Genomic DNA, 24,867 nt, shown 5'->3' on the forward strand with positions numbered 1-24,867 from the left:
TTTAATTATATGTACCATATATAGTTTTTATTTCAAAAGTATTAACAGTTATTGCCTTACCATATCATTAATGTAATAAAATATTAATGATATGCGAATATAAACTTTTTCATGGAAATTTAGCAAGGCTATCTAATTTCTTCTCTACTATAACCTTATACGATAGCCTTGCCAATTGTTCTACGTTTTTCTTATCTACTACTCAATGACAGTTCTTACTATCACTCCTCTGAAAGTTGATGCTATCAGAGTCAGTGACTACAATCTGCATCTATTTTCCTCTTTCTATATGATCAGGAAGTATTACATATTCCAATGATCTAGCTGTAATTGCTCTTTTTCTCACACAAGATGGACTTGAATATACCCTTGGTCTATATCTTTCGAATTTAAAACAGTCAACAGTAATCCCCTCCTCAAAGTTAGAAAGTATTAGAGATGGAGATTTACTAACTTCCTTATCACTCACAGGATTATTTGCACTACCATAACTCACATGACGCGCTGCACTATGATTGTTACCACACTCTTCTCTTGAGGTTGAACTGCTTGGATTAAAAGGAGTCGAAAATATTGAATACCCATTGGTATCACCAAATCGTTTTATCAACCCACAGTTTTCTTCATTCATTTTTGTAATATTCTCGTGATTAGCACCTTCTGATAAGCTTGATGAAGCGATAAGATCTTCTTTTTTCTTACTAAAGATATTGCCTATTTTTAGCTTAGTTGCAACATTCTTGAATTTGTTTTTCGGAGCTTTTGGTTTAATTTCTGAATTCTCATTTATAGTAATTACACATGATGGATTATCTAACTTGTCCATTGTATTTTGTACTCTACTGTTGCGTCTTGAACACAGACTAAGTTTTGCTGTTAAATCATTCAAAACAGGTGAACTTTTTCTACCTTCTAAAGACTTATTCGAACATAGTAGTGCACTACCACCCCTACTCATTTTCTGAGGAGAAATATTGAGTTTGTCTTTACTCTCTAATCTAGTTTCATGCGTAAACTTGTAAAGTTCATTTTCCAATCGTGAAATATCTTCTGCATTCTTTATTAATAGTTCCAATATTGAGTTGTATTCCTCCAAATCATGATCCCCTACTTTTGTCTTAGCTAACTTTCCTGTAGCCTCTTCAATTCTGTTCATTTTTTCAGTATAGTTTTCTATCTTACGTTTAACAGGTTCTTTTTGAAGGCCAATCACTAAGTTGTATAAGATAAGTAAAAATGATATCGAAGAAAATGCAATGGAAATCCAGGTAGGAATTTCTTCCTTTTCAGATTCTGCATTATTATACTTAATGCAAACAGAAATAATCACACTTGATATTGACATGGCCAGATTATAGTAGTCTAGAAGCTTTTTGCTTCTTTCTTGATCTTCCATATTAAGTTTATCATATTTCCTTTTTTTGTTTTCCCTTATTTCATAAAAGAAATCTAAAAATAACCTCAAGATATTTGTGTCACCATGTTTAAAAGCATAATCTAAAGCTGTTTTTTTTGCATTATCCTTTATATCAAAATTTATCTTTTCATTTAAAGTTTTCTCTCCGGTGCTGATTGTTAGGTAGAATAAGGCTTTAATAGCTTTTTCCCTTAAGTGCTCATTTTGTTTACGCTTTTCTAAAACTAACTTTTTCAAAAATTGACCTTGCTTAAAATCCTCATTTATAGTTTTTTCAAAATCATTATCACTCATTACAAGATAGTGTAATGCTGTTCTTCCAGATTTAGATACAACATTTAACATTTTCTTATTATAGGGGTAATGATTATCTTTCATAAAATATTCTATTAACTCAGCATTAAGGCTCATGGCAGCTAAATGTAGAGGTATAAGCCCTTGACTGTTTGTGTTAAAAAGTGGTACTGTGTTCCTAATAGTTGACTTAGCAATACTTTCAATAACATACTGAGGGAATTCTATGTCGTTGGCAAGAGCAGCCATGTGTAACGGTGTATTGTCATTTTCATCATATAACACTTTGATGCTAGCAGCCACCTTTTTACCTACAAGTTCTTTTGACACAAATTCAAGACATTCCTTATTGCCGCTCAAAATAGCTGCAAATAACAACTTTTTTTGTGTATTTTGTTCTAAAAAAATACCCTTTGGGCTTTTTTTTACCAAATACTTAACGCATTCTACTCTTCCACTGAGGATAGATAAGTGTAGTAAAGTTTGTCCATCCTTATTTTTCTTACTTAATATTTCTCCCACTCTCTCTTTTTTAAAAAGGTGCTCAAGGCATGATTTATTACCAACACGTGCTGCCATATGAAAGACGGTGTCACCGTTGCTATTCTCACGCAAAACCTCTTGATAAACGTCAAATTTCTTCTCTTCCAACTTTTTTTCTATCATGCTTAAAAACGATAAATCAAGTTGGGCAGCAAAATGTAAAGGGGTGTTTCCTTCATTATTACTCTTATTTACTTGCATGCTTCTGTCTATTAATAGACTCACACATTTTTTTCTTAGTTCTGTTTCTGTATTACTCGATAGAGCTAAGTGTAGGGCCATATTTCCTTTGTGTGTTTCTGTGCTTAAATCGTAATCAGGAAATTTCTTGAGTAAAGATGTTAGACAATCATACTTCCCGTACATTGCAGCTAAATGTACAAGATCTCTTCCATAATCACCTTTGGATTGAAGTATGCTATTTCCTATATTTTCATAAAATAGGTCTATACAATATGAATTACCATGTATAATAGCAATATGTAAGGGGGTGTTACCTTGTTTATTCTGAACAATTTTTGCACCTGATTGAGTAAACAATTTCATTAGCTGGTTATTTCCATGTTTTGCAGCTATATGCAATGGGGTGTTACCATCTACATTTTCTTGATTAATTTCACTTTTTCGTCTACCTAAAAATTTTAGATGCTCTATAAGAAAATTTATGGCATTTTCTTGAGTTTCTGAGTTACCTACAATCTTATGAAAAGGATTCTCATTATATTTATTTTTTAAAAATTGTACTTGATTATCAATGAAGAATTTTATGCACTCAGCATTTCCAGATTGCACAGCATAGTGTAATGCGTTATTTCCATATTTATCTGTTTTAATTTTCTCCCTATCAAAAATTCCTTTTGCTGTCAATATTTCTTTTAAATATTCTAGGAGGTTAGGACTTCCGCTTCTGGCAGCATAGTGTAACTCGGTTTTATTATTGGTAGTGCAACTAAAATCTGCTTCATTTTCTATGAGAATTTTCAAGCATTCTTTATTGCCAGATTTAGCCGCATAGTGTAGTGGTGTTTTACCATCTCTATCTTTATTCCTTACTGCTTCTTTAATGTCAAAATTAGAATTTTCTATCACAAAACATAAAATATCTTCTTTACCCGACTCAGCTAAATAATGTAGAAGTGTTTTATCATTACTATCTGCAAAATTCTCCAATTTTATAATCAATTCTCTGCCCATACTAAGAATTAGAGATACAGCTATTTCAACATGAATATCATAATTCCTATTTTTCTTTTGTTCTTTCCTAATTCTTTCAATAGCCACTGTTAATAGCGAAGAACCATCATTACTTATTATATTCCATCCATCTTGACGAAATTTTTCAGCTAATGAATCACTTATATTTTCTGCTAAAATCCTGCTTTTTATACAATCAAGATTATTAGTACATATATTATAGTTTTCTTCTTGAGTTACTTTATTAATATAATCATATATGATTATTAGGTCTTGCTTATTGACTTTATCTTCTGAATTGCCTTGTAATGAAGAGAGGTCTATCTCACTAATTGCTCTGGCCATAACAACGTTTCCCGCAACAAATAAACCTGAACTGAGTGTCTTTGCGCTTGTACTAGATTTAGCTTTGAAAACACTAATAACTGTGTCAAATTTATTTTTGAACATACTGTACCTCATAAATAATAATGCCGGTAAGGCTTTAGTAGATACCACTGTAATTTTTAAGCCTACAAAAATTCACCAGCGGCCGCATTATATAGTAGATAATTTTTTGTGCTAGTAATATTTTTCTAATTCCCACTTTGGCCTTGGTGCAAAGTCAAGAGAGTCTACATAGCTTCTCTGTAACCTTTCAATTCCTGTCCATCCAACCATCACTGCATTGTCTGTACATAAATTGCTTGGAGGAGAAAGCACGTTCAAGTCTATGTGCTTTTTTAATCTCTCTTTCAGGAAATTATTTGCTGCAACTCCACCAGTAATTACAAAATCATTGATTTTAATATTTAAAGATACAGCGATACCAATAGCATTTCTGACTCTATCGAGTAATATGTCGCTAATACACTCTTGAAACGAAGCACACATATCACACACATCCTGTTCACTCATTACAAATTCTCGTGCTAAGTTTTTTACCGCTGTTTTAATTCCAGAAAATGAAAGGTCACATCCAGAACGTTTTATCATTGCTCTTGGCAGCTTAAATCTCATACCATCACCTTTTTTAGCTAACTCTTCAATTAATGGACCTCCCGGATAGCTTAGACCCAGCGTTTTAGCGACTTTGTCAAATGCTTCTCCTAATGAGTCATCAAGCGTTTCTCCAAGTTTGATGTATTTACCTACATCCTGTGCAATTAAAAATTGGCAGTGACCACCTGATATCAGCAGGACTAAAAACGGAAATTCAACCTCATATAGTAGCCTAACAACTAACGCATGTGCTTCTAAGTGATTAACTGCAATAAACGGTTTTTGTGTTACGTGTGCAATTGCTTTAGCCATCATTGTACCAATTATTAATCCACCTATGAGTCCTGGTCCTGATGTTGCTGCAATTGCATCTAGATCACAAAAGTTAAGGTTAGATTTTTCCATAGCACTTTTTATTAAACCACTTAAATGCTTCATATGAGCACGTGATGCTATTTCAGGAATCACTCCACCGCACTTTTTGTGCTCTACCTGAGAAAGAATTTCGTTAGCAAGCACTTGCTTATCACTATTTACAATCGCAACTGCAGTTTCATCGCAACTTGTTTCAATCGCTAAAATGGTTTTCATATATATTTGAACTCTTTAAATTGCGAGAACTATAACTTGAAATGTTGAAGAAGTGAACTTTGTTCTGCTGAGCTAATTATCATCTTCAAATATAGAACCAATTTTTTTGCTTCCAGGAGAAAATTTATTAGTCCAACTGCTTTGTACTTTGTTTATATCTTTAAAAGCAGTTTTATCGCTATATTCCTTTACTTCTTTATCTATTCTCTCCATTATTTGTAGATCCAGGTAGCTCTTTTTCCATTGGTTAGTAGCAAGAAATACTCTGTTTAAATCTTGAGTGCGAATTAGATATTCTTTATCTTTAGGATAAACTTCCTGAGCCCAAGCAAACAGCTCAAAATAGCGTGCGAATAACTCAGACGCACGTGATTTTGGAGTTTGGTAAACTTGTATCTCCTTAAATATAATTTGACCAATAATTTTTTGTACCAGAATATTTGACTGCTTTAAGTTCTGCTCAATATCCTGATAAACTTTATAGAGAAATTCTTGCTCTAAGCTTAAGTTCAGTTCATTTTCAACCATATGTGAAAGTTCATGTACTATGATGTAAGGATTTGACCTTCTTAGCACAATAACATACTTATTTAAACCAGAAGAACGAATTGTCTTACACACTCCCTCTTCCATATCCACTAATCCTTCTTGATATATTTCAAACGAGAGTCTAGTTTGCTTTATTATTGACAAAGTGAGGTTTAATGTATTTCTAAACTTCTCAAATTGATAGAGATATTTGACATATTGTATTACGTTTTCACTATTTCCTACTTGAGTTGCTTGTTTTATTAAGTTCCTGATTAGCATGCTTCATTATTAAAGGAATTTTCTTTATGCTCAAGAATTATAAAGTGTTTTCAGGAAGTATAGCTAAAAAAGTTTAATTTACTTACATTCCGCTACTTATTATTAGCCAAGAGGTATCACGTCAGTATGACTTAGGAATGTACTAGATATAAAAGTGCAATATCAAATATATTTTACTAAAAATCAATCAACTTTTCACATGTTTGCTCTTCATAAAAGAAGCTCAATGTTATCGTAGTACCAAGTTTTGCTTCACTTTGAATGTTGAAAGTCCCACCCATTAACTCTACTAATTTCTTGCTTAGAGGTAATCCGATACCTGTGCCTTCGTTTCTATATCCCGAATCTGCTTGGCCAAAAACGGACATAACTTTATATATGTCCTGCTGCATTATCCCTATTCCATTATCATGAAACTCAATAGTTAATAAATTTTTTTCTATATTCTCTTTAATAATCATTCTTATTAAACCACCTTGAGGAGTGAACTTGATTGCATTTGATAACAAATTTATTATAACTTGCTTCATTCTTTTGGGATCGGCGATAACTAATAATTGTTTATCAGATATCTCTTTCTTTAAACTAATCCCTGTTTCTTTTAGTTTAGGTGATAACATTTTTAAGCACGAATCTATTATCTTATTCAGATTAAACTTCACTTTCTCTACTGTTAAACTACTTGATTCAGCTTTAGAAAAATCGAGCACATCATTAATCAAAGCAAGTAAATGTGTACCAGCATTATATATATCGTCTACGTATTCCTTGTATTTAGAGTGATCTACAGAACCTAAAGTTTCATTTTTGATCAACTTTGCAAATCCAATAATAGCATTAAGAGGTGTACGCAACTCATGTGTAACACTTGCAAAAAATTTTATCTTATTTGCATTTTCTTGCTCTAATGCCTCTTTAACCCTTTGTAATTCAATATTAGTTTTATGCTGCTTGGCTAGCATTTGGGTATTGGAAAAGTGCAAATAAAGCATTATTAGTATTAAGATAACCAGTAATAAGCCCATTAATATTGAAAATAGACTATATACCATAATATAAGAGTCATTATAGCTTTGAATGATCTTCAAAAAAAATGAAGGCTTAATGTCATCTTCATGAAATATAGGGAAAGTAGAAGTTAATGTATTTCCTGTAGCGTAAAATATTTCTTGATTGCTTAGCAATTTATCAATTTCATCATTTGTAAGCAACTGCTCATAGTCATGACCTTGAGTATTAAAATTACTGAAAATTACTCTGGCATTTTGATCATACAGTATTAAGCTAAAATTTCTTACTTTGCTTACTGATTGTAACAATTCAGCACGCAATTTTACCAACTGGTTTATGTAATCAAAACTGTTATATTTAATATGATGTTTTTCTATTAGTAAATAATGATATTTTTTTATTATACTATTTTCCAATAGATCTTTTAAGTTTGCATTTGAATTACGGTAAAAAGAAAGAAAATTATTCTTTAATGAATAACTGCGGTATATTGTGCCCAATAAAACCACAAAAATTAATAAGAATAGCGAGATAATTTTTGTATATCTATTTGTTTTTAGTGTAGTAAAAATTAATTTACTTAATTTATACATATTCTTCTCATTGTGAAATAACGTCTTTTATGGTATTAATAAAAAATTAGCATATCATACTTTTATGACAATTTCTCCTATCTTGCCAGTTTATTCTCCTGTTAACATAAATTTTTCTTATGGCAAAGGTATTTACTTGTATGATATCGATAATAAGCGCTATATAGATTTTCACTCTGGAATAGCTGTTAGCAGTTTAGGTCATGCCAACCCACGATTAACTGATGTCCTAAAATTACAAGGAGAAAAACTATGGCATATATCAAATACCTATAATATATCTACTGCCAACAAATTTGCAGAAAATTTAATAAACAACAGCTTTGCTAATACTGTATTTTTTGCAAATTCTGGATCAGAAGCAGTGGAATGTGGACTTAAAATCGCTAGGGCCTATCAAAATGGAAAAGGTAATAAAAATCGCTATAGAATTCTAACATTTCATGGTGCATTTCATGGAAGGACATTTTTAACTTGTGCAACAAACGATAGACAGAAATTTTCTGAATTACTGAATCCTTATATTGACTGGTGTGATAACATAGAGCCCAATATTGAGAGTGTAAAGAAAGCAATTTCTAATGGCATAGGTGTTATATTAATAGAACCAATACAGGGACAAGGTGGTATTAAAGTAATGAGTGAAGTCTTCATGAAAGAGCTAAGAGAACTATGTAACGAAAACGACATACTGCTATTTTTTGATTGCGTTCAGTGCGGTGCTGGCAGGACAGGAAAGTTATTTGCATCTGAACACATAGGAATTAAGCCTGACATATGTGCTCTTGCAAAAGGAATAGGAGGAGGTTTCCCTCTGGGGGCTTGTCTTGCAACTGAAAAGGTTGCTAAGTACATGGCGGTCGGTATGCATGGTTCTACTTTTGGTGGTAATCCACTTGCAACTTCAGTAGGTAATGCTGTATTGGATGAATTGCTCGGCCCTGGCTTCTTAGAAAATGTTGAAGTTAGAGGTAAGTCTTTAAAAAACAAACTAGAGGACTTAGCAAGCAAGTTTCCAATGATAGAAGAAGTGAGAGGAAAAGGGTTGATGCTAGGAATAAAAGTAAAAATGAATAACCAAAAATTTGCAGAAGAGCTAAGTCACCGTGGTTTACTCACTGTTGGAGTAACATCAGATAACGTTGTAAGAATCTTGCCTCCACTCATTATCACTGAAAAAGAGATTGATGAAGGCATTGAAATCCTCACTCAGTATTTATCTGAAAAGTTCTAGTTAAAAACTAAACCTTCCTGCTCACTAGTTGTTGGCTGTATCAAAATTGCAGATAAAGCAGTAGATACAACTTTATCAGCTACTTCATTTGTACACTTTGCCTTTTCCTGTTCTCTTATCAGTGTAAGCTCATTTATATCACTTAGTGAGTCAAATTTTGTTATATCCTCAAATATAAACGATTGCACGATGTCTTTCGGAATATTGAGAAAAGCCGAGTTACCAAGCGATAATGTCATATCTAACAAACTTTTCATTGAGCCGTTTCTCAAAACACATTTAGACAGTTCTCCTAAAAGAATTGGCACTCCAAAAATAAAAAATGCTCCTCTCACTAAATAGGTCGTTATTTCATATAACAATGCACCACACAAGAGTGCCAGTGGTCCAAATACTATAAAACCGCAAAGTAAAGGCAATTGCATGGTCTGACCTGATGATATTCTACCTATAAGCTCCATTGAAATTATAAACCCAATAAGTAACATAGCTCTACCTAGATATGTCCTTTCTTTAGAGCGTTTGTTAAAGTTTTTCTCACGTAACTTAGAAAAATCATTATTGACTCTTACGTCAAAAATATTATGGCCATTTTTTAATTTGAGCTCCAAGTTCTCTATTCCATGACGCCACTTATGGCACCTTACAACTTCATTAATTACCATACTAATTCGATCATTGATCTTGCATAATTTGCTTTCTTGATATAAATCTCCTTGATAATACTTTTCTCTAAATTTCACACAGTCTAATTTCTTTAAATCAGATAAAAAATCTTTAATTTCTTGTGCCATTTTATCAGTATCACCTCTGTAGCCTACAGCTTTCAAAATTGCTGCTAAGTGTTCATTTTCAATTTGAGCAATTGTTCTATCTAATGCACGTATATATTGCTTGGATTGAAAATATGAGATGATTTTTTCTTTACATCTATCCTCATTGCCTTCGTACAAACTATTTCTTTTGAAACTGCTGTCATGTTCTTTGGCAATTTCTAATGCATGAACCAATACATTTTGCGCCTTCACACTACTTTCACAGTGACAGTTTCTGATTATGTGTACATACGCTCTTGCACTGGTATCTCCAGATTTATCTATATTGTACGCTTTAGCCAAAAAGACTAAATAGTCAAACCCTGCCCAAAGATAATACATTACCTTTGTTATAGAACTCCCCACAGAAAATAAAGCTGAGCGTGTGCAAGATAATTTACCGTTGTTTTTAATTCTGTTCTCATATGAACGAAGGTATGCCTCTGTACTTTTTAAAATCCTATGTAAATCTTGTTCTGTCTTTTTGACATCAAAATCATTTATATCATGAACTTTTTCATACGTTTCTTTTATCAAATCACTAGAAAACTTCTTCAGAGCTGAATCATCAATATTTCCTAATGCATCAATATTTTTACTAATATAGATTTCTATTTTTCTTCCAAGTTCTTCTCCCATTCTATTTTTTAGCAACTTATTGTATTTATTAGTAGCTGGAAACAAAACTTTCTGACAAAATTTCTGTGGTTCCTTTTTAAAATTTGCTAAGATCTTATTCACAAATAGCTCAACTTCTTCACCTGCAGCAGCGAAAAACCATGATTGTCTGCTCTCATTACGCTCTCTATTTCTTCCAAGATTCTGTAGGGCTTCAGATGGATTATTGAACTGACTAACCGAATCTGCAAATATTGATGCAACATGATTATATTCACTATCAAATCCACGACCTTTCGATCCATCTATAACCGTTGTCAACGCATATTTAGCCAATGAATCAAAATCTCTTTTTTCATAATCACAATAAATAGTTCGATATTTACCTATTTGATTACGTATTATCGCTGAAAAGGGTCTATTTTCTCCAATACCAAGATCATTTTTCCCAATTCCTGCAAAGATACATTTATTTTGTTTGCAGAAATCAATGAGACTATGTAGTATACCTTCCTCTCTTTCCATGAGGTCATGGAGCTCTTTGCTTAAGCGCCAATTATCAACTATTAAGCTGCATTGCTCATTATCACTTTTACTCAGTGCTTCAATTACTGTCTTTATTTGCAGTAAGAGCTCATCTCTAGCAAATTGCTCACTAAAGCCTTTTCTCTCTAGGTAGCTTATAATATTGTTATCATTAGTGGTGCTAACATTCTTTTTAACATCTTCTATCAATTCACTCAAACCTTCTCTTCTTTTTTTATCTAAAGTAATATTATCACACTTCATTAAATATGAGAGAGTAAGATCGATCATTGAATGCATTACTCTATATTTTAGATATTCAGCAGTACTACTGAAATCCACCTTTTCTTTTAATTCAGATATCTGCTCTTCTGTCAGACTAGGATGTTGCTTTTTAACGCAGCTTATAAAGTTCGCTTCGCGTAACTTGAGCCTATAGTCTTGATAAGACATCCCTTCAGGCTGAAATTTATTATACACTTCATAACGTGTACTACCTTCATATACTAAATTATCTCTACCCTGCAACGCAAAGTTAAGATTAACTATACTATTTACATCATCAGCTAAAAGCAGAGCACTTTCTCCAATTGGGCTTTGCACATTCCATCTTATAGAAGTTAATAAATCATCGGTATCAACAAGCTTATTGTAATTAAAAACTTCTTCGCTCTCTTCAACATATTCATGAGCTGGGCTCGATTTTTCTCTAGTAAATAAGCTACGCACGTTAGCAAGAAATCTAGAAAGCAGTTCTTTTGACTCTACACCAGTTGCTTTAGTTAGTACCCACCAAATTGGCAACATTACTATACCAAATATAAACATAGAAATTGTATAATATAAGTTTCCAATCAAAGCAGAATACAGCCAATAATCTGAAGTGAGACCAATTACGGCAGCAACATTACTATTTATAATAGGAAACAATATAGCTAAAGATATTATGGAGGTAGTAACATTAACTGCAAACGCTTGATTGAAATTTGCTCTTCTATTGGTTTTTGCAATAACACTTGCTGTTTCGATAGCGTTTGCAATACAACGTCTACTCAATCTTGTCGGGCTGATAACTTTTCCGCATCTATTTAAAATCCTTCTCTTTGGTGTTGCAGTGAGGTAAGTCGTAGGATATTTCTCATCAAGCTTGCACATGTTCTCAAAATCCTGCTGCTTATTAATACTGTCTGCTTCATCAACACTAATCCACAACTTGGTATTTTGGTCTTTTAATTTCCGATCATTTTCTTGCTGTAATAGCAGGTCATGTGTTATTATAATTATTGTAGGTTCAGTTTCCTGCAGTGCATTTTTAATTTCCTCAGCAGTTTTGGGTGTCCTAATGTTTACAGTAAATGCACTACTCATCATTTTTTTAGCTTGGTTTACTAGATCACTGTTTGGTACTGCAACCAGATGATGAAACCCTGCTTGGGCTAGTACATGGCTCCACATTCCAATATCGTAAGTCTTGCCAAACCCAGTTTCTGCATCGATCAGAACATTACAGTTAGTAGTAGAAGGGTTGCGTAAATGTTCTAATGCCTCTTCAACAACAGGTTTACGACGTGCTACTATTATAGATTCCTTTGTATCATCAAGTTTTATAGATTCACCTTTTAGCTTGCAGTTGATTTTTTCTAAGCTACTTATAATACTTTGCTTTTCTTGATTGCTGATGGAACTCACACATTACCCGCTATAATTATTACAATATTAATTGTATGTTAATTCAGTAAATTGTCAATTCTATGGACAAAAAGCTGATTTCAACTATCATATTAATATGAATATATGCCTCGGAATAATTACTTCTCCTCATGGAATCAAAGGAGCTGTCAAAATAAAAACCTTTACTGAAAAGCCCGAAAATATTTTCCTATATGGTGAACTAATAATCGGAAGTGAAAATTATAAAATAAGCTTGGTGTCTGTTGTCAGTAATAATTTAGTAATAGCAACAATTAGCGGTGTGAATTCCCGTAATGAAGCAGAGCTTTTAAGAAATAAAAAGTTATATATAGAAAGAGATAAGCTACCACAGTTAAATGATGAGGATGAATTTTACCAAGATGATCTTGTGAATATGGAAGTAAGACTAGAGAGTAATGAATTATATGGCTATGTGAAGTCTGTGAATAATTTCGGCTCGGGGGATATATTAGAAATTTTGGTTATCAGCACAAAAAAAAACATTATGTTATCTTTTACTAAAGAAGTATTTCCATACATCAACATGAAGGAAAGGTATATAGTAATCAACATGCCAGAATTCATTGGCCAATAAAAATTTTGATATTTGTATAAAGTTATTTATAATAATCAGACCAAATTAAAAGTGTAATTATGGCAGAAAGGGCTAATGATATCAGGCCAGGTCAGGTACTAGAACATAACGGTGGTTTATTTTCGGTTATAAGTATTATGCATACTCAACCTGGTAAGGGTGGTGCTTACATACAAGCTGAAATGAAAAATATCAAAACTGGAGCAAAGCACTATGAAAGATTCCGCTCTGATGCAACAATCAGAAGGGCAATTTTAGATGAAGAGGAATATGTTTATCTCTTTACTGAAGGGAATATCGTAAATCTTATGCATCCAAGTAATTACGAGCAGATTGTTATAAATTTAGACTTATTAGGAGAAAAGAAGTCTTATTTGCAAGATAATATGAAAATTAAAGTAGTAACTTATCAAGATAAAATAATTTCTGCACATGTGCCTGATCACGTTACACTAACTGTAAAAGAAACAGAGTCTGTTATCAAAGGTCAGACTGTTACTGCTTCTTATAAGCCTGCAATTTTGGAAAACGGAATACGCGTTAACGTGCCTCAATTTATAAAAGAAGGTGATAAAATTGTAGTACATACTCCTGATAACAGCTATTACGAAAGAGTGAAAGAGTAAATGGCAATTTCATCACCACGAATCAATGTGATGCTTGATTCTGTACGCAGTGCCTCCAAGCAGCTTATACGTGATTTTAATGAATTGCAAATTTCAAGCGTTAAGTCAGCAGACTTTATCAATAAAACTTATTCAAAATCCAAGCAACTTATATACGATTGCTTGAAAAACTACAACCAGAACTATGACTTTATTTTTGAAGACGATGTGGGCCAAGATCTAAAAGACGGCGGTTATACTTGGTTTATTATGCCTATAGAAGGCAAGGAAAACCTTTTTAGTTGTATGGTTTATTTTGCAGTATCAGTTTGTCTCATTCATAAAAACAGAGTTGTAGCAGCTGTGATTGATGCTCCAGCCCTTAGAGAAACTTTCTGGGCAGAGGAAAAGAAAGGAGCTTTTCTTGAAGATTTCAAATCTCGCCATGTAAAAATGCGGATGAAAGCTCGTGAAGGGGGAATAATAGACATAAGTGGTAATTTGTTAAATAAATTACCACTTGACAATAATAATCTACGCTCCCTTGGCTCAACGGTACTAGGTTTTGCATATCTTGCTGCCGGAAGATACAATGGAATAATTTACTCTGGAATTAATAAATATAAAACTTCACTCGGTAGGCTTTTTCTGCAAGAAAGCGGTGGGAGATTAAGGGAAGATAACGCGCTTGTCATTGCTGGAGATATAAACTAAAGTTCATTCAAAAGAGCAAAAGTCACGTAGTGAAAATAATAAATGGTCTTACCTACCCCTCATTGCAGCAGGGTGGCAAAATAAGATAGACGAGAAAAGACAACTATAGGAACAAATAGTCAGTGTGTGACAATGGCATCTAGTCCTTTTGCACAAAAAATGTTGTAAAGTAACTTAGTTGGATCCCAGTGTTAGCTACTTTCATGACAAGAAATAAAGCACTGATTTTGTACATTAACCATGCTTTTAAATAGATACCTTATTCTTGGCAACTTTAAACTCAACAACAGACACAAACAGACAATTTCTCAAAAACTTTTACAAGAGATTTTGTTAAATGCTCTATCATTTCATTTGTATGGTAAGGCGTAGGAGTAATACGGAAGCGCTCAGTCCCCTTTGAAACTGTTGGGTAATTTATATGTTGTACATATATTCCATACTCATCAAATAACAATTTTGATGCTTTTTTGGACAACTCAGGATCGCCAATTATGATTGGAATTATATGAGTTTCTGTTTGCATAAAATTCACTCCTGCGTTTCTCAGTGAGTCTTTTACCTTTTCAACAGACTGCTTTTGCTTCTCTCTTTCAACATTGCTCGATTTTAAATGCTCAACGCTTGCCTTTGCTGCTGCTGCTAAAACGGGCGACATAGCAGTAGTAAAAATAAATCCTGGGGCTGAACTTCTTATTACATCCACCAAGCTCTTTGAAGACGCTATATATCCACCCATCACTCCAAAAGCCTTTGATAATGTACCCTGAATAACAGTTATTCTATCCATCAAACCTTCTCTTTCTGCAATTCCGCCACCGCGCGGTCCATACATGCCAACTGCGTGTACCTCATCCAAATAGGTAATTGCATTATACTGATCTGCTAGATCACATATCGCTTCAAGCGGTGCTACATCACCATCCATTGAGTATACAGATTCAAGTGCTATTATTTTCGGCGTTTTTATATCTATAGACTTTAGCAACTGCTCTAAGTGATCAACATCATTATGCCTAAATATGTGCTTCGGTCTTTTTCCTGATTTTATACCTTCTATCATTGAAGAATGGTTTTTCTCATCTGAAAAAATTACCACACCCGGAATAACAGACGATAAAGTACTAAGTGTAGTTTGGTTGGCAAGATAGCCACAAGCAAAAGTTAAAGCAGCTTCTTTTTGATGCAAGTCAGCCAAAGACTTCTCGAGCTCAACAACTTCCTTTGTTGTACCTGATATATTTCTTGTTCCTCCAGCACCAACAGATGAATTTTGAATAGCAGCAATGACACTATCGTTTTGTGACATTCCCAGATAATTATTACTGCACCAGACAATAACCTCTCTATTTCTTTCATAATCCATAATATAGGGAAGTTTGCCAGGTAATGACGCAAAATGCGTAAATTCACGATAGCGCCCTTCTTCTTTTATATCTTTGATTTTATTTAAGAATATTTTTTCGTAGTCTACCAAGTTTTTATCTATTAACAATCAATATAATTATAATAAATTATTAAATGATAGACTACTATATTTATTACTTAGACTGACATTCTTCTGTCTGCATAACCTTTTTGACCTGATTATCCTCAACTAAGCTTTTAGGCCTATAGCAGTACGTAATTGTAGCTGCAATAAGACAACAAACTGCAACTGCTATTCCTATTGCTAACATTTCCAAGTAAACTGCAACAGCTGCTCCTAAGGCAATAACAGTTATTGCAAGCGCAGAAGCAGCTACGACATACTTTTTTGTGTTTTGTGGATCATTCTTTGAATTGCTTGGTACGGTTGCTGAATAGCCTAAAGATGACATAAATTCCAAAAATCCCTTATTTCCTCGTTTTTTTGCCATATCTAAAGAGCTTCCTTTCAAAAGAGTATCTGATGGTTTATTAATAATTGGATCGTTTTCTAAATACGGGCTTGTACCATTGTCTATTATCAATTTTGCAGATTTTTTATGCTCTTCATTTATTTCTCGATTATAAGCTATAACATGCAACGCAGTACCAATACTGTTGCTTTGCATATTAACATACTTTTCTTTATCTTTTGCTGCACTTATTAAGATGGCAACTACATCAGAATGACCATTATCAGCAGCTAAGTGCAATGCAGTTTCACCATTATGATGTTGTAAATAAAGATCTGCCTTTTTTTTAAAAGTAATTCCACCATTGCCGAATTACCTTCTGCAGAAGCATACATCAAAGGAGTAAGATTATATCGTTCTTTAGCATCAACTGTTGCGCCACGCTCTATTAGCAATTCTGCAACATCTGAATGTCCACTATATGCTGCTTCATGTAAAGGAGTTACTCTGCTGCCTGTACTGCTTACTGAATTAACATTTGCGTCATTATCAAGTAAAAGCTTCACAAAATCTTTATGACCACTCTTGGCAGCTAAATGAAGTGCAGTGTCACCACCTACTTTTGTTTTTGATTTAATCTCAATATTTGCACCACATTCTAGTAAATGCCTGCCAAGCTCAACATTACCTTTTTGTGCTGCAACGTGTAAATGAATAAATCCATCATTATCATAATCTGTGAAACGTTCATTAATATCGTCTAGTAAACTTTCCCTACCAGCTTTTAATTCCTCAGAAATGATAAGTGTTACTTTACCATTTTCATACTCTACTTCACCATTATGAAATTTAAGTGTGAACTCTAAAATAGCATCAACCCTGCATATTTCCCTATTTGTATCAAGTTTCCTGACAGGCATACTTGGACAATACTGAACATTGAGAGAACCTTGGCTATTATATACAATACTTATCTTTCTATCATTGGCATGAGGCAAGATTAGTTTATGCTTAGAGAATATAGGAGAGAGCTGCATTAACAAAGAGCCATCATACCCAGCTTGATTGCAACTAGTAATTAACTCTTCCAGTATATAGTCATTTGGAACCTCTGCTTTAGCATGTTTAAAAATTTCCGTAAAAACATACTTTGCAAACAGACGTTTATCATCTCCCTCATTATATTTATCATATAACCCTTTAATGAAACTATTATCTATAGTGCGATCATTGATTACAAAAAAATCCGTTCTATATAGGTCTTGATAAGCTGTGTTACCAGACTTTACATCTTCATTATTCTCATCTGCCTTTACTTGACCCAGCAGAGATTGTGTTAGCTGAAATTCTAACGTAGTTACTGCACTAGATTTAGTATCAGAATTATTAACGCCAGATTCCTCTTGACTTTCATTACCTGAATCCTCAGAACGACGGCGCTCTTTTTCCTCTCGTTCTAAAATTTCAAACCCTTCTTCAGTTCCCGAATCCCTAGAATCTGATTTCTTTAAAATTTTGTTTGATTCCTGTGATACAAAATCTGAACCTAACATGTTTTTCCTCACTAATTAGTAGCTAAGCTAAGTGTAGCATTAAATGGCAATTTTGTCAACTTAGCAAGCATCTCTTCGTAGTCTACCAAGTTTTTATCTATTAATAATCAATATAATTATAATAAATTATTAAATAATAGACTACTATATTTAGTATACAGACCTTTCCTTGAACACAATCTCTGCAGGCTCACCATTCTCAATTAAGCTTTTAGGTCTACAGCAGTATGTAACTGTAGCTGCAATAAGACAACAAGCTGCAACTGCTATTCCTACCGCTAACATTTCCAAGTAAACTGCAACAGCCACCCCTGAAACAATACCGGCTATTGCAAGCGCAGAAGCAGCTACAACATACTTCTTTGTATTTTGTGGATTTTTTTTGAGGCCACTTTTGCTGCTTTGCTCATTAATTCTTGGCAATTCTGTTTTTGGCTGTCCATTTCCGTTAGCAACTTGTTCTACATGCTCAGTAGGTTGATTAACGTTAATATCATTATTAACATCTTCAATTTCAATCGAAAGAAATTCATCTTCATCATCACTTGTTAATTCTACTCTTAAAGTACAAGGAACAGAATTACTAGAAACAGTACCATTAGCTGTTGCTTCAGCTTCCACTGTGTCAATTACAGATATTCTTGTTTCATGACCTTCTTCACTAATTTTTTCAAATGGAGAATTACTATTAGAGTCTGAGGAAGTTCCGGCAGAGCAATCACTTTTATTACCTTCAAGTTTAGAAAAATCATCCTCCTCAGAACTCAGTGATGGTGAGCTTTCTTTAGACTCTACCAAAGGAGCTTCTTGGCTACTTGCAGCAGCTTCTACATTGTTGTCTACTGGTAATGTAGCAGCAGTGTGCTTGAGCTCATTTTCAAGAAATAGTATTATTTGTTCAAGAGCCTCTTTTTGCTCACCCTCTTCCAAATTTGTAATTTTGTCATTTGCTTGGTCCAAGAGCTTCTGTACAGTAGGTTCATATGTGCTGACTTCTAATTTCTTTAATAAATGTATCAAACGAGTAAGATTGATTCTATCGACAGCATTAGACAATTTTTCTCCTATAATTTTTTCATTTCCAGGCATTTTACCCTCCTCACAATTATTACCTATAGCTTCTTCTATTGAAGCCTCTTCATTATTCATAATATTCTCTACTTTATCAACAATGTTTCTTTGCGGCTGTTGATTATCAATATTTTTGGATTCTGGATCTTTTTTAATATTTAAATGCAAAGGTGTTTTATCATCTAAACCTTCAAGAAATTTTGTGATTTTTGATTCACTAGAAGATTTTTCCCTGTTTTCTTCCCTTACCAAATATAAACTTTTCGTTCCTACCAGATCTAAAGCTGTTTTGCCATCTCTATCTTGAATGTTCCAATCAGCTCCCTTGTTTACAAGTAATTTTACTATTTCAAATTTATCATGGTAAGCAGCCCAATGTAAAGCTGTTCTGCCATGCCTCTCATCTTGAATATCAATCTCAGCGCCATTTCCAATAAGCAAGCCCATTAATTCTAAATTATTACGTGCCACAGCCCAATGCAAAGGTGCATGCCCTGAATTGTCTATACTATTAATATCAGCAATTTTATGATTAATAATAGTCTTTGCTACATCTATAAAATCTTGTTGTATAGCATAGTGCAAAAATTTTTCTGACATATCAGAAACTCTAGACCTGGCTTCAGTATCTTTAAATTTATCTAATACCGCTTTCACGCATTCTTGATTACGAATAGACAACGCCCTTCGAAGTTTTTCACATATGCTATGCCAAGGTAGAATAGTACTTCGATTTTTTTCCAAATCTTCTAATAAAAGCTTAGTATAGCGCTGTCCACCAACACCAATAAGTAGCCTATCGAGACCTTCATCTTGCGTAAATAATATACTTTTATGCGTTTCTGCATACCTTTCCACAAGTGTGTCATCAGCTGCAATGGCTAGTAGTGAAAGCTCTTTTACTGAATAATTATAATAACCATTTGTTTCATCATAGCTATTATTCAACAGCACATTGTGCATATGATCAGTCAAATTAAGCTGTTGAGAGCAAAAATCCTTCAAATTACCACAATTTAAATCAGTAATAAATCTATCGCTTTCCTCTATATTATTTATAGTTTTATCTAAATCTGCATAATCACCATAATTTTTTGCTTTATTTATAACGTCTATTAATCCATCAAAGGTTAAATTTTTAGGGGTAATGGTAAATTCTTCTTCATTATGCCTTGGTTCTATATTAACCTGATCTTGAGGCCAAAATAACTCTGTTGCTACAACTGCTGTAACTTCTGCAACACCTACCAATACATTCGCAACATTACCTAAAATGCCTGGATCAGTAACTACTTTGTTTGCTACTTCACTACTATCAGATGAACTCTCAGTAATAGACAAGTCTTCAGCAGCAAATGACTTAGGTCCTTCATTCATATTTTTCTCAAGAGTCTCTGTAATTCTATTATCCTCATCTTCGAAATGCCTATTTATTTCATCTAACAAACTTTTGCCATCAACTTTGTAATTCTCTAATTGTTCAGGAATAGCAAGTGTTACTTTGCCGTTTTCATACTCTACCTTACTATCTCGAAACTTAAGGGTGAACTCTAAAATAGCATCAACCCTGCATATTTCCTTATTTGTATCAAGTTCTCTAACAGGCATACTTGGACAATACTGAATATTGAGAGAACCTTGGCTATTATATACAATACTTATCTTTCTATCGTTGGCATGAGGCAAGCTTAGTTTATGCTTAGAGAATATAGGAGAGAGCTGCATTAACAAAGAGCCATCATACCCAGCCTGATTGCAATTAGTAATTAACTCTTCTAATATATTGTCATTTGGAGTTTCTGCCTTAGCATATTTAAACATTTCTGTGAAAACTTGCTTAGCAAACAGGCGGTAATTTGCATTTTCACTCGAAATTAAGTGATTGTGCTGGCAATATAACTCGTGAACATACGCTTTGCTTATTGTTTGCCCATTAATTACAAAATCCATTCTTTCCAAATCAAGTTGTGCTTGCTTGCCAGAATTTGCATTCCTATTATTCTCACCTGCCTTTACTTGACTTAGCAAAGATTGTGTTAGCTGAAATTCCAATTCAATTGCTCTGTTAGTATTTTGTCCTTCTTCAACCTCTGAACAATTGCCTGAATCTCCAGAATGACGATGCTCCTTAATTTCTTCTTGTTCTAAAACTTCAAATTCTTCTTCAGCACCTGAATCTCTGGAATGGCGACGCTCCCTTTCTTCTGCAGTATCTACTGCTGGCGGCATGAGCCCACCAAGTAAATTCCACCCCATGTTTTACCCCCTAATTATTAGCTAAACTAAGTATAGCATTAAATAGAAATTTTGCCAAGCAAGTTATTGAGCCTTTTAGCAAATAGACTTACGTCTTCCATCTCTTCACCTTCCACTATACAAGCTTGATAGAACAATAAGTAAATCATATCTCCAAGTGTTGGATTTTCACCATTTTTAGCGTGAGATTCCATTATGTTTCTTATCAAAGGATGCTTAATGTTAATTTCAAGTACTTTTGGCGTGCGGTAATTTAGCTGCTTCTGTTCACGTAAAAAACGCTCCATACGGAGATCCATAGTTCCTTCATCAACTGCTAGACACACAGGACTATCGGTTAATTTCTTAGAGATCTTTACACTTTTTACTAAGCTTCCAAGAACCTTGGTGAAGTATTCGAGTATAGAATCCGCGTTTTCTTCGCTTTTGTTTTCATCTGATTTATTTTCTTCATCTTTCTTGCCTTCTTCTGAAGAAAATTTTTCTAAATCAACATCAGCGCGGGTCACAGACTTAAATTTTTGATCTTTATATTCATGAATCACGCTAGTCCAGAAATCATCAACTGGATCAACAAATAGAAGCACTTCCAATCCTTTGCTGACGAATCCTTCAAGTTGTGGACTGTTTTTTACTGAATCGAGACTATTACCTGTGAGATAGTAGATATGTTCCTGTTCAGGCTTCATTCTGCTTATATAATCATCAATGCTAACTAGCTTACCATCACTGGTGCTATGAAATCTGCAAATGGAAAGCAATGCTTCTCTTTCATCAGTTGGCATAGCTTCGCAAAGACCTTCTTTTAACACCGCACCAAAATTGCCCCAGAATTTTGTATATTCCTCTAAATTCTCTTTTGCTTTTTTGCCGAGCTCTGATATTATGCGCTTAGTTAAAGATTTCCTAATCTGCTCAACTACACGATTATTTTGCAGTGTTTCTCTGCTGATATTGAGAGGCAAATCCGGTGAATCAACCACACCTTTCAAAAAACGCAAGTACTGCGGTATAATCTGCACATTATCTTCAGTGATAAACACTTTATTTACATACAATTTTACAGAGCAGCGTCTATCTGGATGAAATAAATCAAAAGGCTTGATAGAAGGAACATAAAGCAAGTTCGTATACTCTATTGCACCTTCATTTTTATTATGAAATATCATCCAAGGCTCACCGCCCACATGTGCAACACCACGGAAGAAGTCGTTGTGCTCTTCTGGAGTAACGTCATTTTTTGGCTTAGTCCAAATTGCAGCTTTGCTATTTAATTTTTCACTTTTTCCTTCTTCATTTACAAACTCAACGGGAAAATTTATGTGGTCAGAGTAAGTAGTAACGATGTTTTCAATACGGAATTTGTCTAAAAATTCGCTTTCTTCAGGACGCATGATGAGCGTAATTTTTGTGCCACGAGAGATTTGACCATCTAATTTGCTGATTGAATACTCTCCATCTCCTTTAGATTTCCACACCCAAGACTCTTCTTCTCCGGCTTTCCTTGATTCTACTATAACTTCTGAAGCAACCATGAAGCTTGAATAAAAACCAACACCAAACTTTCCAATCAGCTCTACAGCTTGGCTCGAATCTTTATTATTCTTAATTGCATCCAAGAATTTTTGCGTACCAGAACTTGCAATCGTGCCAAGATTATCTATTAAATCTTGCCTGTTCATGCCAATTCCATTGTCGGTTATATACAGCTCATTCTTATCTTTACTGGAGCTAATAGTAATCTTCAACTCATCACTTGAATCTAATAAATCAGCATTTAATTGTGATTCATAGCGCAATTTATCACATGCATCTGATGCATTTGATATTAACTCACGCAAGAAAATATCCTTATTAGTATAAAGTGAATGAATTACTATATTTAGTACTTTGCCTACTTCAGCGTCAAATTTTAAACTTTCAGTTTCTTGTATGTTGTGCATTTTGAGCTCCATTATTAGCCTACTACTCTAATAATTTAAGTATTGCACTGCGATCTTTCAAGGTCACACATGCTAAAATTTATGTGGGCCAACTTATGGTTCCAATGCTAAACTGGAATAAGTACAACCATTGTGTCATGCAAATTAAGAAGAAAGTGCTAGAATATAATATCTCTTATTTGCTTCAAAGATTTGTTAGTCTTTGATTCTTTTTTTTTTAAAGTAGTCTCAAGAGAGATTTTAAGCTTTTTCCATTCTTCTTGACCATTTGGCATTAAATCACTCTCAATCTTCTCCAGTACTTTCTGAGGTGATGAATATAATTCCTCGTACAAATCAGTGTTTACTGACTGTAGTATTACTAAAAATGTAAATAAATTCGGATCAAGTAATTCTTCTTTTGCATGGTTCAAAAAACATAGCTTTATTCTTCTTATACAGTATTGTATTGCCTGCAGTGATAATGAGAAGCTTTCTGCATAAAATATAAAGCTATCTATAATTAAGCTCTTTGATTTTTTCGGTAATTCAGAACTTTCAAACAGTTTTCTTATAAACTGCTCTGTTGGCTGTTTTGGCAAATGCAAAGAGAGATCAGTAAAAGATTTTAGGCTAAAATTTGGTCCAAGTATTGTGCTAATTGCTCTTTGCACATTACTCTTATCTTGGCTAACAGAGATAATGAAAACCAGTCCCTCAACATCAAGCATGTACTTTATGGATTCTAAAAAATCGACAATGAATTTAGGGCGACATATATCAAGATCATCCACCATTATATAAATGTTTTTGTCTTTCCTGATTTTATTAACCACATCTGCTAGTTGTATTTTAAAATCTCTAATGTTCTCTTTTCTCCTTTGGAGAAGATTTAACTCACCCAAGACAAAACCAATGTCTTTCTTATCAGCCTCTTTTGCAGCATCGAGAAATACTGAAAGCATAGCAAGTGGAGATTTACTGATCAGCTTTCCTAATGTATTGAGAGAAAATAGTTCTTGGTTTATGTTTTTGAACTGCTGTATAACACTCCTTTTTACTTTGTATGATGCGAATAGATCCTCAAACAGGAAATGCAAAAAAGAAGGCAATGGTTGATCTAGCGCACTAATATCCCATGCGCTGTAATAAGCTGCAATTTCATTTTGCTGCTCTAGATCCTTTACCCATTCTTTCAAAAAAAACGTCTTACCCCATTTATCATATCCTTCTAAGGATACAATAGAAAAAGACTTACCAATTGTCTTGATTATAGAACTAAATTTACTTGCAACTTGTTTATAGCCTAAGCAATCATTCTCCCAAGTTATTACCTTAGGTAATTGCTCGTCTTCTTTTTTTCTGAATCTTACTAATGATATAAGTTTTTTAAAGCACATAAGATCCTTATGCTATATTTTACTATAGTATCTTATAAGTTAAGGGTCCAGACAATCATTTGCTTAGTAATCCATGTTTTTCTAACACATTAATAGAAATGTTTTTCAAGCTACTTACAGGATCAAGCACACCACATGGATCATATGTGATAGTTTTTATTCCTGTTTTTTCTTCTATGCATCTTTCCATGTATTGCACGTAATTTTGTGTAAGATCGTCTATTACTTCCTGTGTTTCCTTTAAACTTTTACAATCTTTGAATTCAGTTACTAGTTGCTCAATTCCACTTTCATAGAGTCCAGAATAGTTTTGAATTATAAAACTCCTGTTTTTAATAGCTTTTTGTATTAAAGGAAACATCCCGTTTATATAAGCTAAGCTTCCTGCATCCAAACTGATATCTATTGTTAACTTTCCTTTTTCCTTCCATAAGTCTATTTTTTCCTCCATGATTTTCCTACTATCACAAGTTTTTATTAATTCTATTAGTGCAGAATTACCATACATACTGTAATTGCTATTGAATGATGGAGAGACATACTCCATTATTTTAGCACGAAGTAACAAATTCAATGAATTAGTTCTTCAAGAATAATTTAAACTTTTACAGTA

The 24,867-nt window shown here is 33.6% G+C and carries 14 protein-coding genes and 1 pseudogene; 4 read left to right on the forward strand and 11 right to left on the reverse strand.

Going from position 1 to position 24,867, the window contains the following annotated elements; all coding sequences use genetic code 11:
- Positions 1–271: 271 nt before the first annotated feature.
- From OPR37_RS00270 to OPR37_RS00285, 4 genes are all read right to left on the reverse strand, one after another.
- Positions 272–3,898, reverse strand: a complete 3,627-nt coding sequence (locus OPR37_RS00270; protein ID WP_264376655.1) for an ankyrin repeat domain-containing protein — start codon at positions 3,896–3,898, stop codon at positions 272–274.
- Between the two features lie 111 nt (positions 3,899–4,009).
- Positions 4,010–5,020 carry a tRNA (adenosine(37)-N6)-threonylcarbamoyltransferase complex transferase subunit TsaD gene (gene tsaD / locus OPR37_RS00275; RefSeq protein WP_007302199.1) on the reverse strand — a complete coding sequence of 337 codons (1,011 nt, stop codon included), beginning with the start codon at positions 5,018–5,020 and terminating at the stop codon, positions 4,010–4,012.
- Positions 5,021–5,092: 72 nt separating this feature from the next.
- A complete protein-coding gene (locus tag OPR37_RS00280; protein WP_012481913.1) occupies positions 5,093–5,830 on the reverse strand; it encodes a WD_0702 family putative metalloprotease in 738 nt (245 codons plus the stop codon).
- A 176-nt stretch (positions 5,831–6,006) separates the two neighbouring features.
- Positions 6,007–7,434 carry a sensor histidine kinase gene (locus OPR37_RS00285; RefSeq protein WP_010403276.1) on the reverse strand — a complete coding sequence of 476 codons (1,428 nt, stop codon included), beginning with the start codon at positions 7,432–7,434 and terminating at the stop codon, positions 6,007–6,009.
- A gap of 64 nt (positions 7,435–7,498) precedes the next feature.
- Between OPR37_RS00285 and OPR37_RS00290 the strand changes: the two genes are divergently transcribed.
- Positions 7,499–8,668, forward strand: a complete 1,170-nt coding sequence (locus OPR37_RS00290) for an aspartate aminotransferase family protein (RefSeq protein WP_264684902.1) — start codon at positions 7,499–7,501, stop codon at positions 8,666–8,668.
- Here the strand turns inward: OPR37_RS00290 and OPR37_RS00295 are convergent.
- Complete coding sequence (locus OPR37_RS00295) at positions 8,665–12,315, reverse strand: DEAD/DEAH box helicase (protein WP_264684903.1); 3,651 nt, start codon at positions 12,313–12,315, stop codon at positions 8,665–8,667. The two genes, OPR37_RS00290 and OPR37_RS00295, sit on opposite strands and share 4 nt — an antisense overlap.
- 97 nt (positions 12,316–12,412) lie before the next feature.
- Here OPR37_RS00295 and rimM point away from each other — a divergent pair, with 97 nt between their 5' ends.
- Genes rimM through OPR37_RS00310 form a run of 3 tightly spaced genes read left to right on the forward strand, consistent with a single transcriptional unit; the run spans position 12,413 to position 14,232 of the window.
- Positions 12,413–12,913: a ribosome maturation factor RimM gene (gene rimM, locus OPR37_RS00300; RefSeq protein WP_006014540.1), complete on the forward strand. Its 501-nt coding sequence runs from the start codon at positions 12,413–12,415 to the stop codon at positions 12,911–12,913.
- A 59-nt stretch (positions 12,914–12,972) separates the two neighbouring features.
- Positions 12,973–13,539: an elongation factor P gene (gene efp, locus OPR37_RS00305; protein ID WP_264336298.1), complete on the forward strand. Its 567-nt coding sequence runs from the start codon at positions 12,973–12,975 to the stop codon at positions 13,537–13,539.
- The gene (locus tag OPR37_RS00310; RefSeq protein WP_007302192.1) at positions 13,540–14,232 is read left to right on the forward strand and encodes an inositol monophosphatase family protein; all 693 of its coding nucleotides are present in this window, start codon (positions 13,540–13,542) and stop codon (positions 14,230–14,232) included.
- Positions 14,233–14,512: 280 nt separating this feature from the next.
- Here the strand turns inward: OPR37_RS00310 and hemA are convergent, their stop codons facing one another.
- The 6 genes and pseudogenes from hemA to OPR37_RS00345 form a co-directional block, all read right to left on the reverse strand.
- Positions 14,513–15,709, reverse strand: coding sequence for a 5-aminolevulinate synthase (hemA, locus tag OPR37_RS00315; RefSeq protein ID WP_214303449.1), 1,197 nt, complete (start codon positions 15,707–15,709; stop codon positions 14,513–14,515).
- A 64-nt stretch (positions 15,710–15,773) separates the two neighbouring features.
- Positions 15,774–17,605, reverse strand: a pseudogene (locus OPR37_RS00325) (ankyrin repeat domain-containing protein).
- A 150-nt stretch (positions 17,606–17,755) separates the two neighbouring features.
- Positions 17,756–20,932 (reverse strand): TomO hydrophobic C-terminal domain-containing protein, encoded by a 3,177-nt coding sequence (locus tag OPR37_RS00330; protein WP_264685543.1) that lies wholly within the window; start codon positions 20,930–20,932, stop codon positions 17,756–17,758.
- Positions 20,933–20,970: 38 nt separating this feature from the next.
- A complete protein-coding gene (gene htpG / locus OPR37_RS00335) occupies positions 20,971–22,875 on the reverse strand; it encodes a molecular chaperone HtpG (protein WP_007302187.1) in 1,905 nt (634 codons plus the stop codon).
- Positions 22,876–23,033: 158 nt separating this feature from the next.
- Positions 23,034–24,254, reverse strand: coding sequence for a KAP family P-loop NTPase fold protein (locus tag OPR37_RS00340; RefSeq protein WP_264684908.1), 1,221 nt, complete (start codon positions 24,252–24,254; stop codon positions 23,034–23,036).
- 55 nt (positions 24,255–24,309) lie between these two features.
- Positions 24,310–24,822, reverse strand: a complete 513-nt coding sequence (locus OPR37_RS00345; RefSeq protein WP_265016852.1) for a hypothetical protein — start codon at positions 24,820–24,822, stop codon at positions 24,310–24,312.
- Between the last annotated feature and the right edge of the window lie 45 nt (positions 24,823–24,867).

The organism is Wolbachia endosymbiont (group B) of Lycaena phlaeas, assembly GCF_947251875.1.
Lineage (GTDB): Bacteria > Pseudomonadota > Alphaproteobacteria > Rickettsiales > Anaplasmataceae > Wolbachia.

Bases quoted from the DNA above. Each gene is read 5' to 3' on its own strand.
- tsaD (WP_007302199.1), bottom strand. From the start codon at position 5,020: ATGAAAACCATTTTAGCGATTGAAACAAGTTGCGATGAAACTGCAGTT.
- OPR37_RS00290 (WP_264684902.1), top strand. From the start codon at position 7,499: ATGACAATTTCTCCTATCTTGCCAGTTTATTCTCCTGTTAACATAAAT.
- OPR37_RS00310 (WP_007302192.1), top strand. From the start codon at position 13,540: ATGGCAATTTCATCACCACGAATCAATGTGATGCTTGATTCTGTACGC.
- rimM (WP_006014540.1), top strand. From the start codon at position 12,413: ATGAATATATGCCTCGGAATAATTACTTCTCCTCATGGAATCAAAGGA.
- OPR37_RS00270 (WP_264376655.1), bottom strand. From the start codon at position 3,898: ATGTTCAAAAATAAATTTGACACAGTTATTAGTGTTTTCAAAGCTAAA.
- OPR37_RS00285 (WP_010403276.1), bottom strand. From the start codon at position 7,434: ATGTATAAATTAAGTAAATTAATTTTTACTACACTAAAAACAAATAGA.
- OPR37_RS00330 (WP_264685543.1), bottom strand. From the start codon at position 20,932: ATGGGGTGGAATTTACTTGGTGGGCTCATGCCGCCAGCAGTAGATACT.
- efp (WP_264336298.1), top strand. From the start codon at position 12,973: ATGGCAGAAAGGGCTAATGATATCAGGCCAGGTCAGGTACTAGAACAT.
- OPR37_RS00280 (WP_012481913.1), bottom strand. From the start codon at position 5,830: ATGCTAATCAGGAACTTAATAAAACAAGCAACTCAAGTAGGAAATAGT.
- OPR37_RS00340 (WP_264684908.1), bottom strand. From the start codon at position 24,254: ATGTGCTTTAAAAAACTTATATCATTAGTAAGATTCAGAAAAAAAGAA.
- htpG (WP_007302187.1), bottom strand. From the start codon at position 22,875: ATGCACAACATACAAGAAACTGAAAGTTTAAAATTTGACGCTGAAGTA.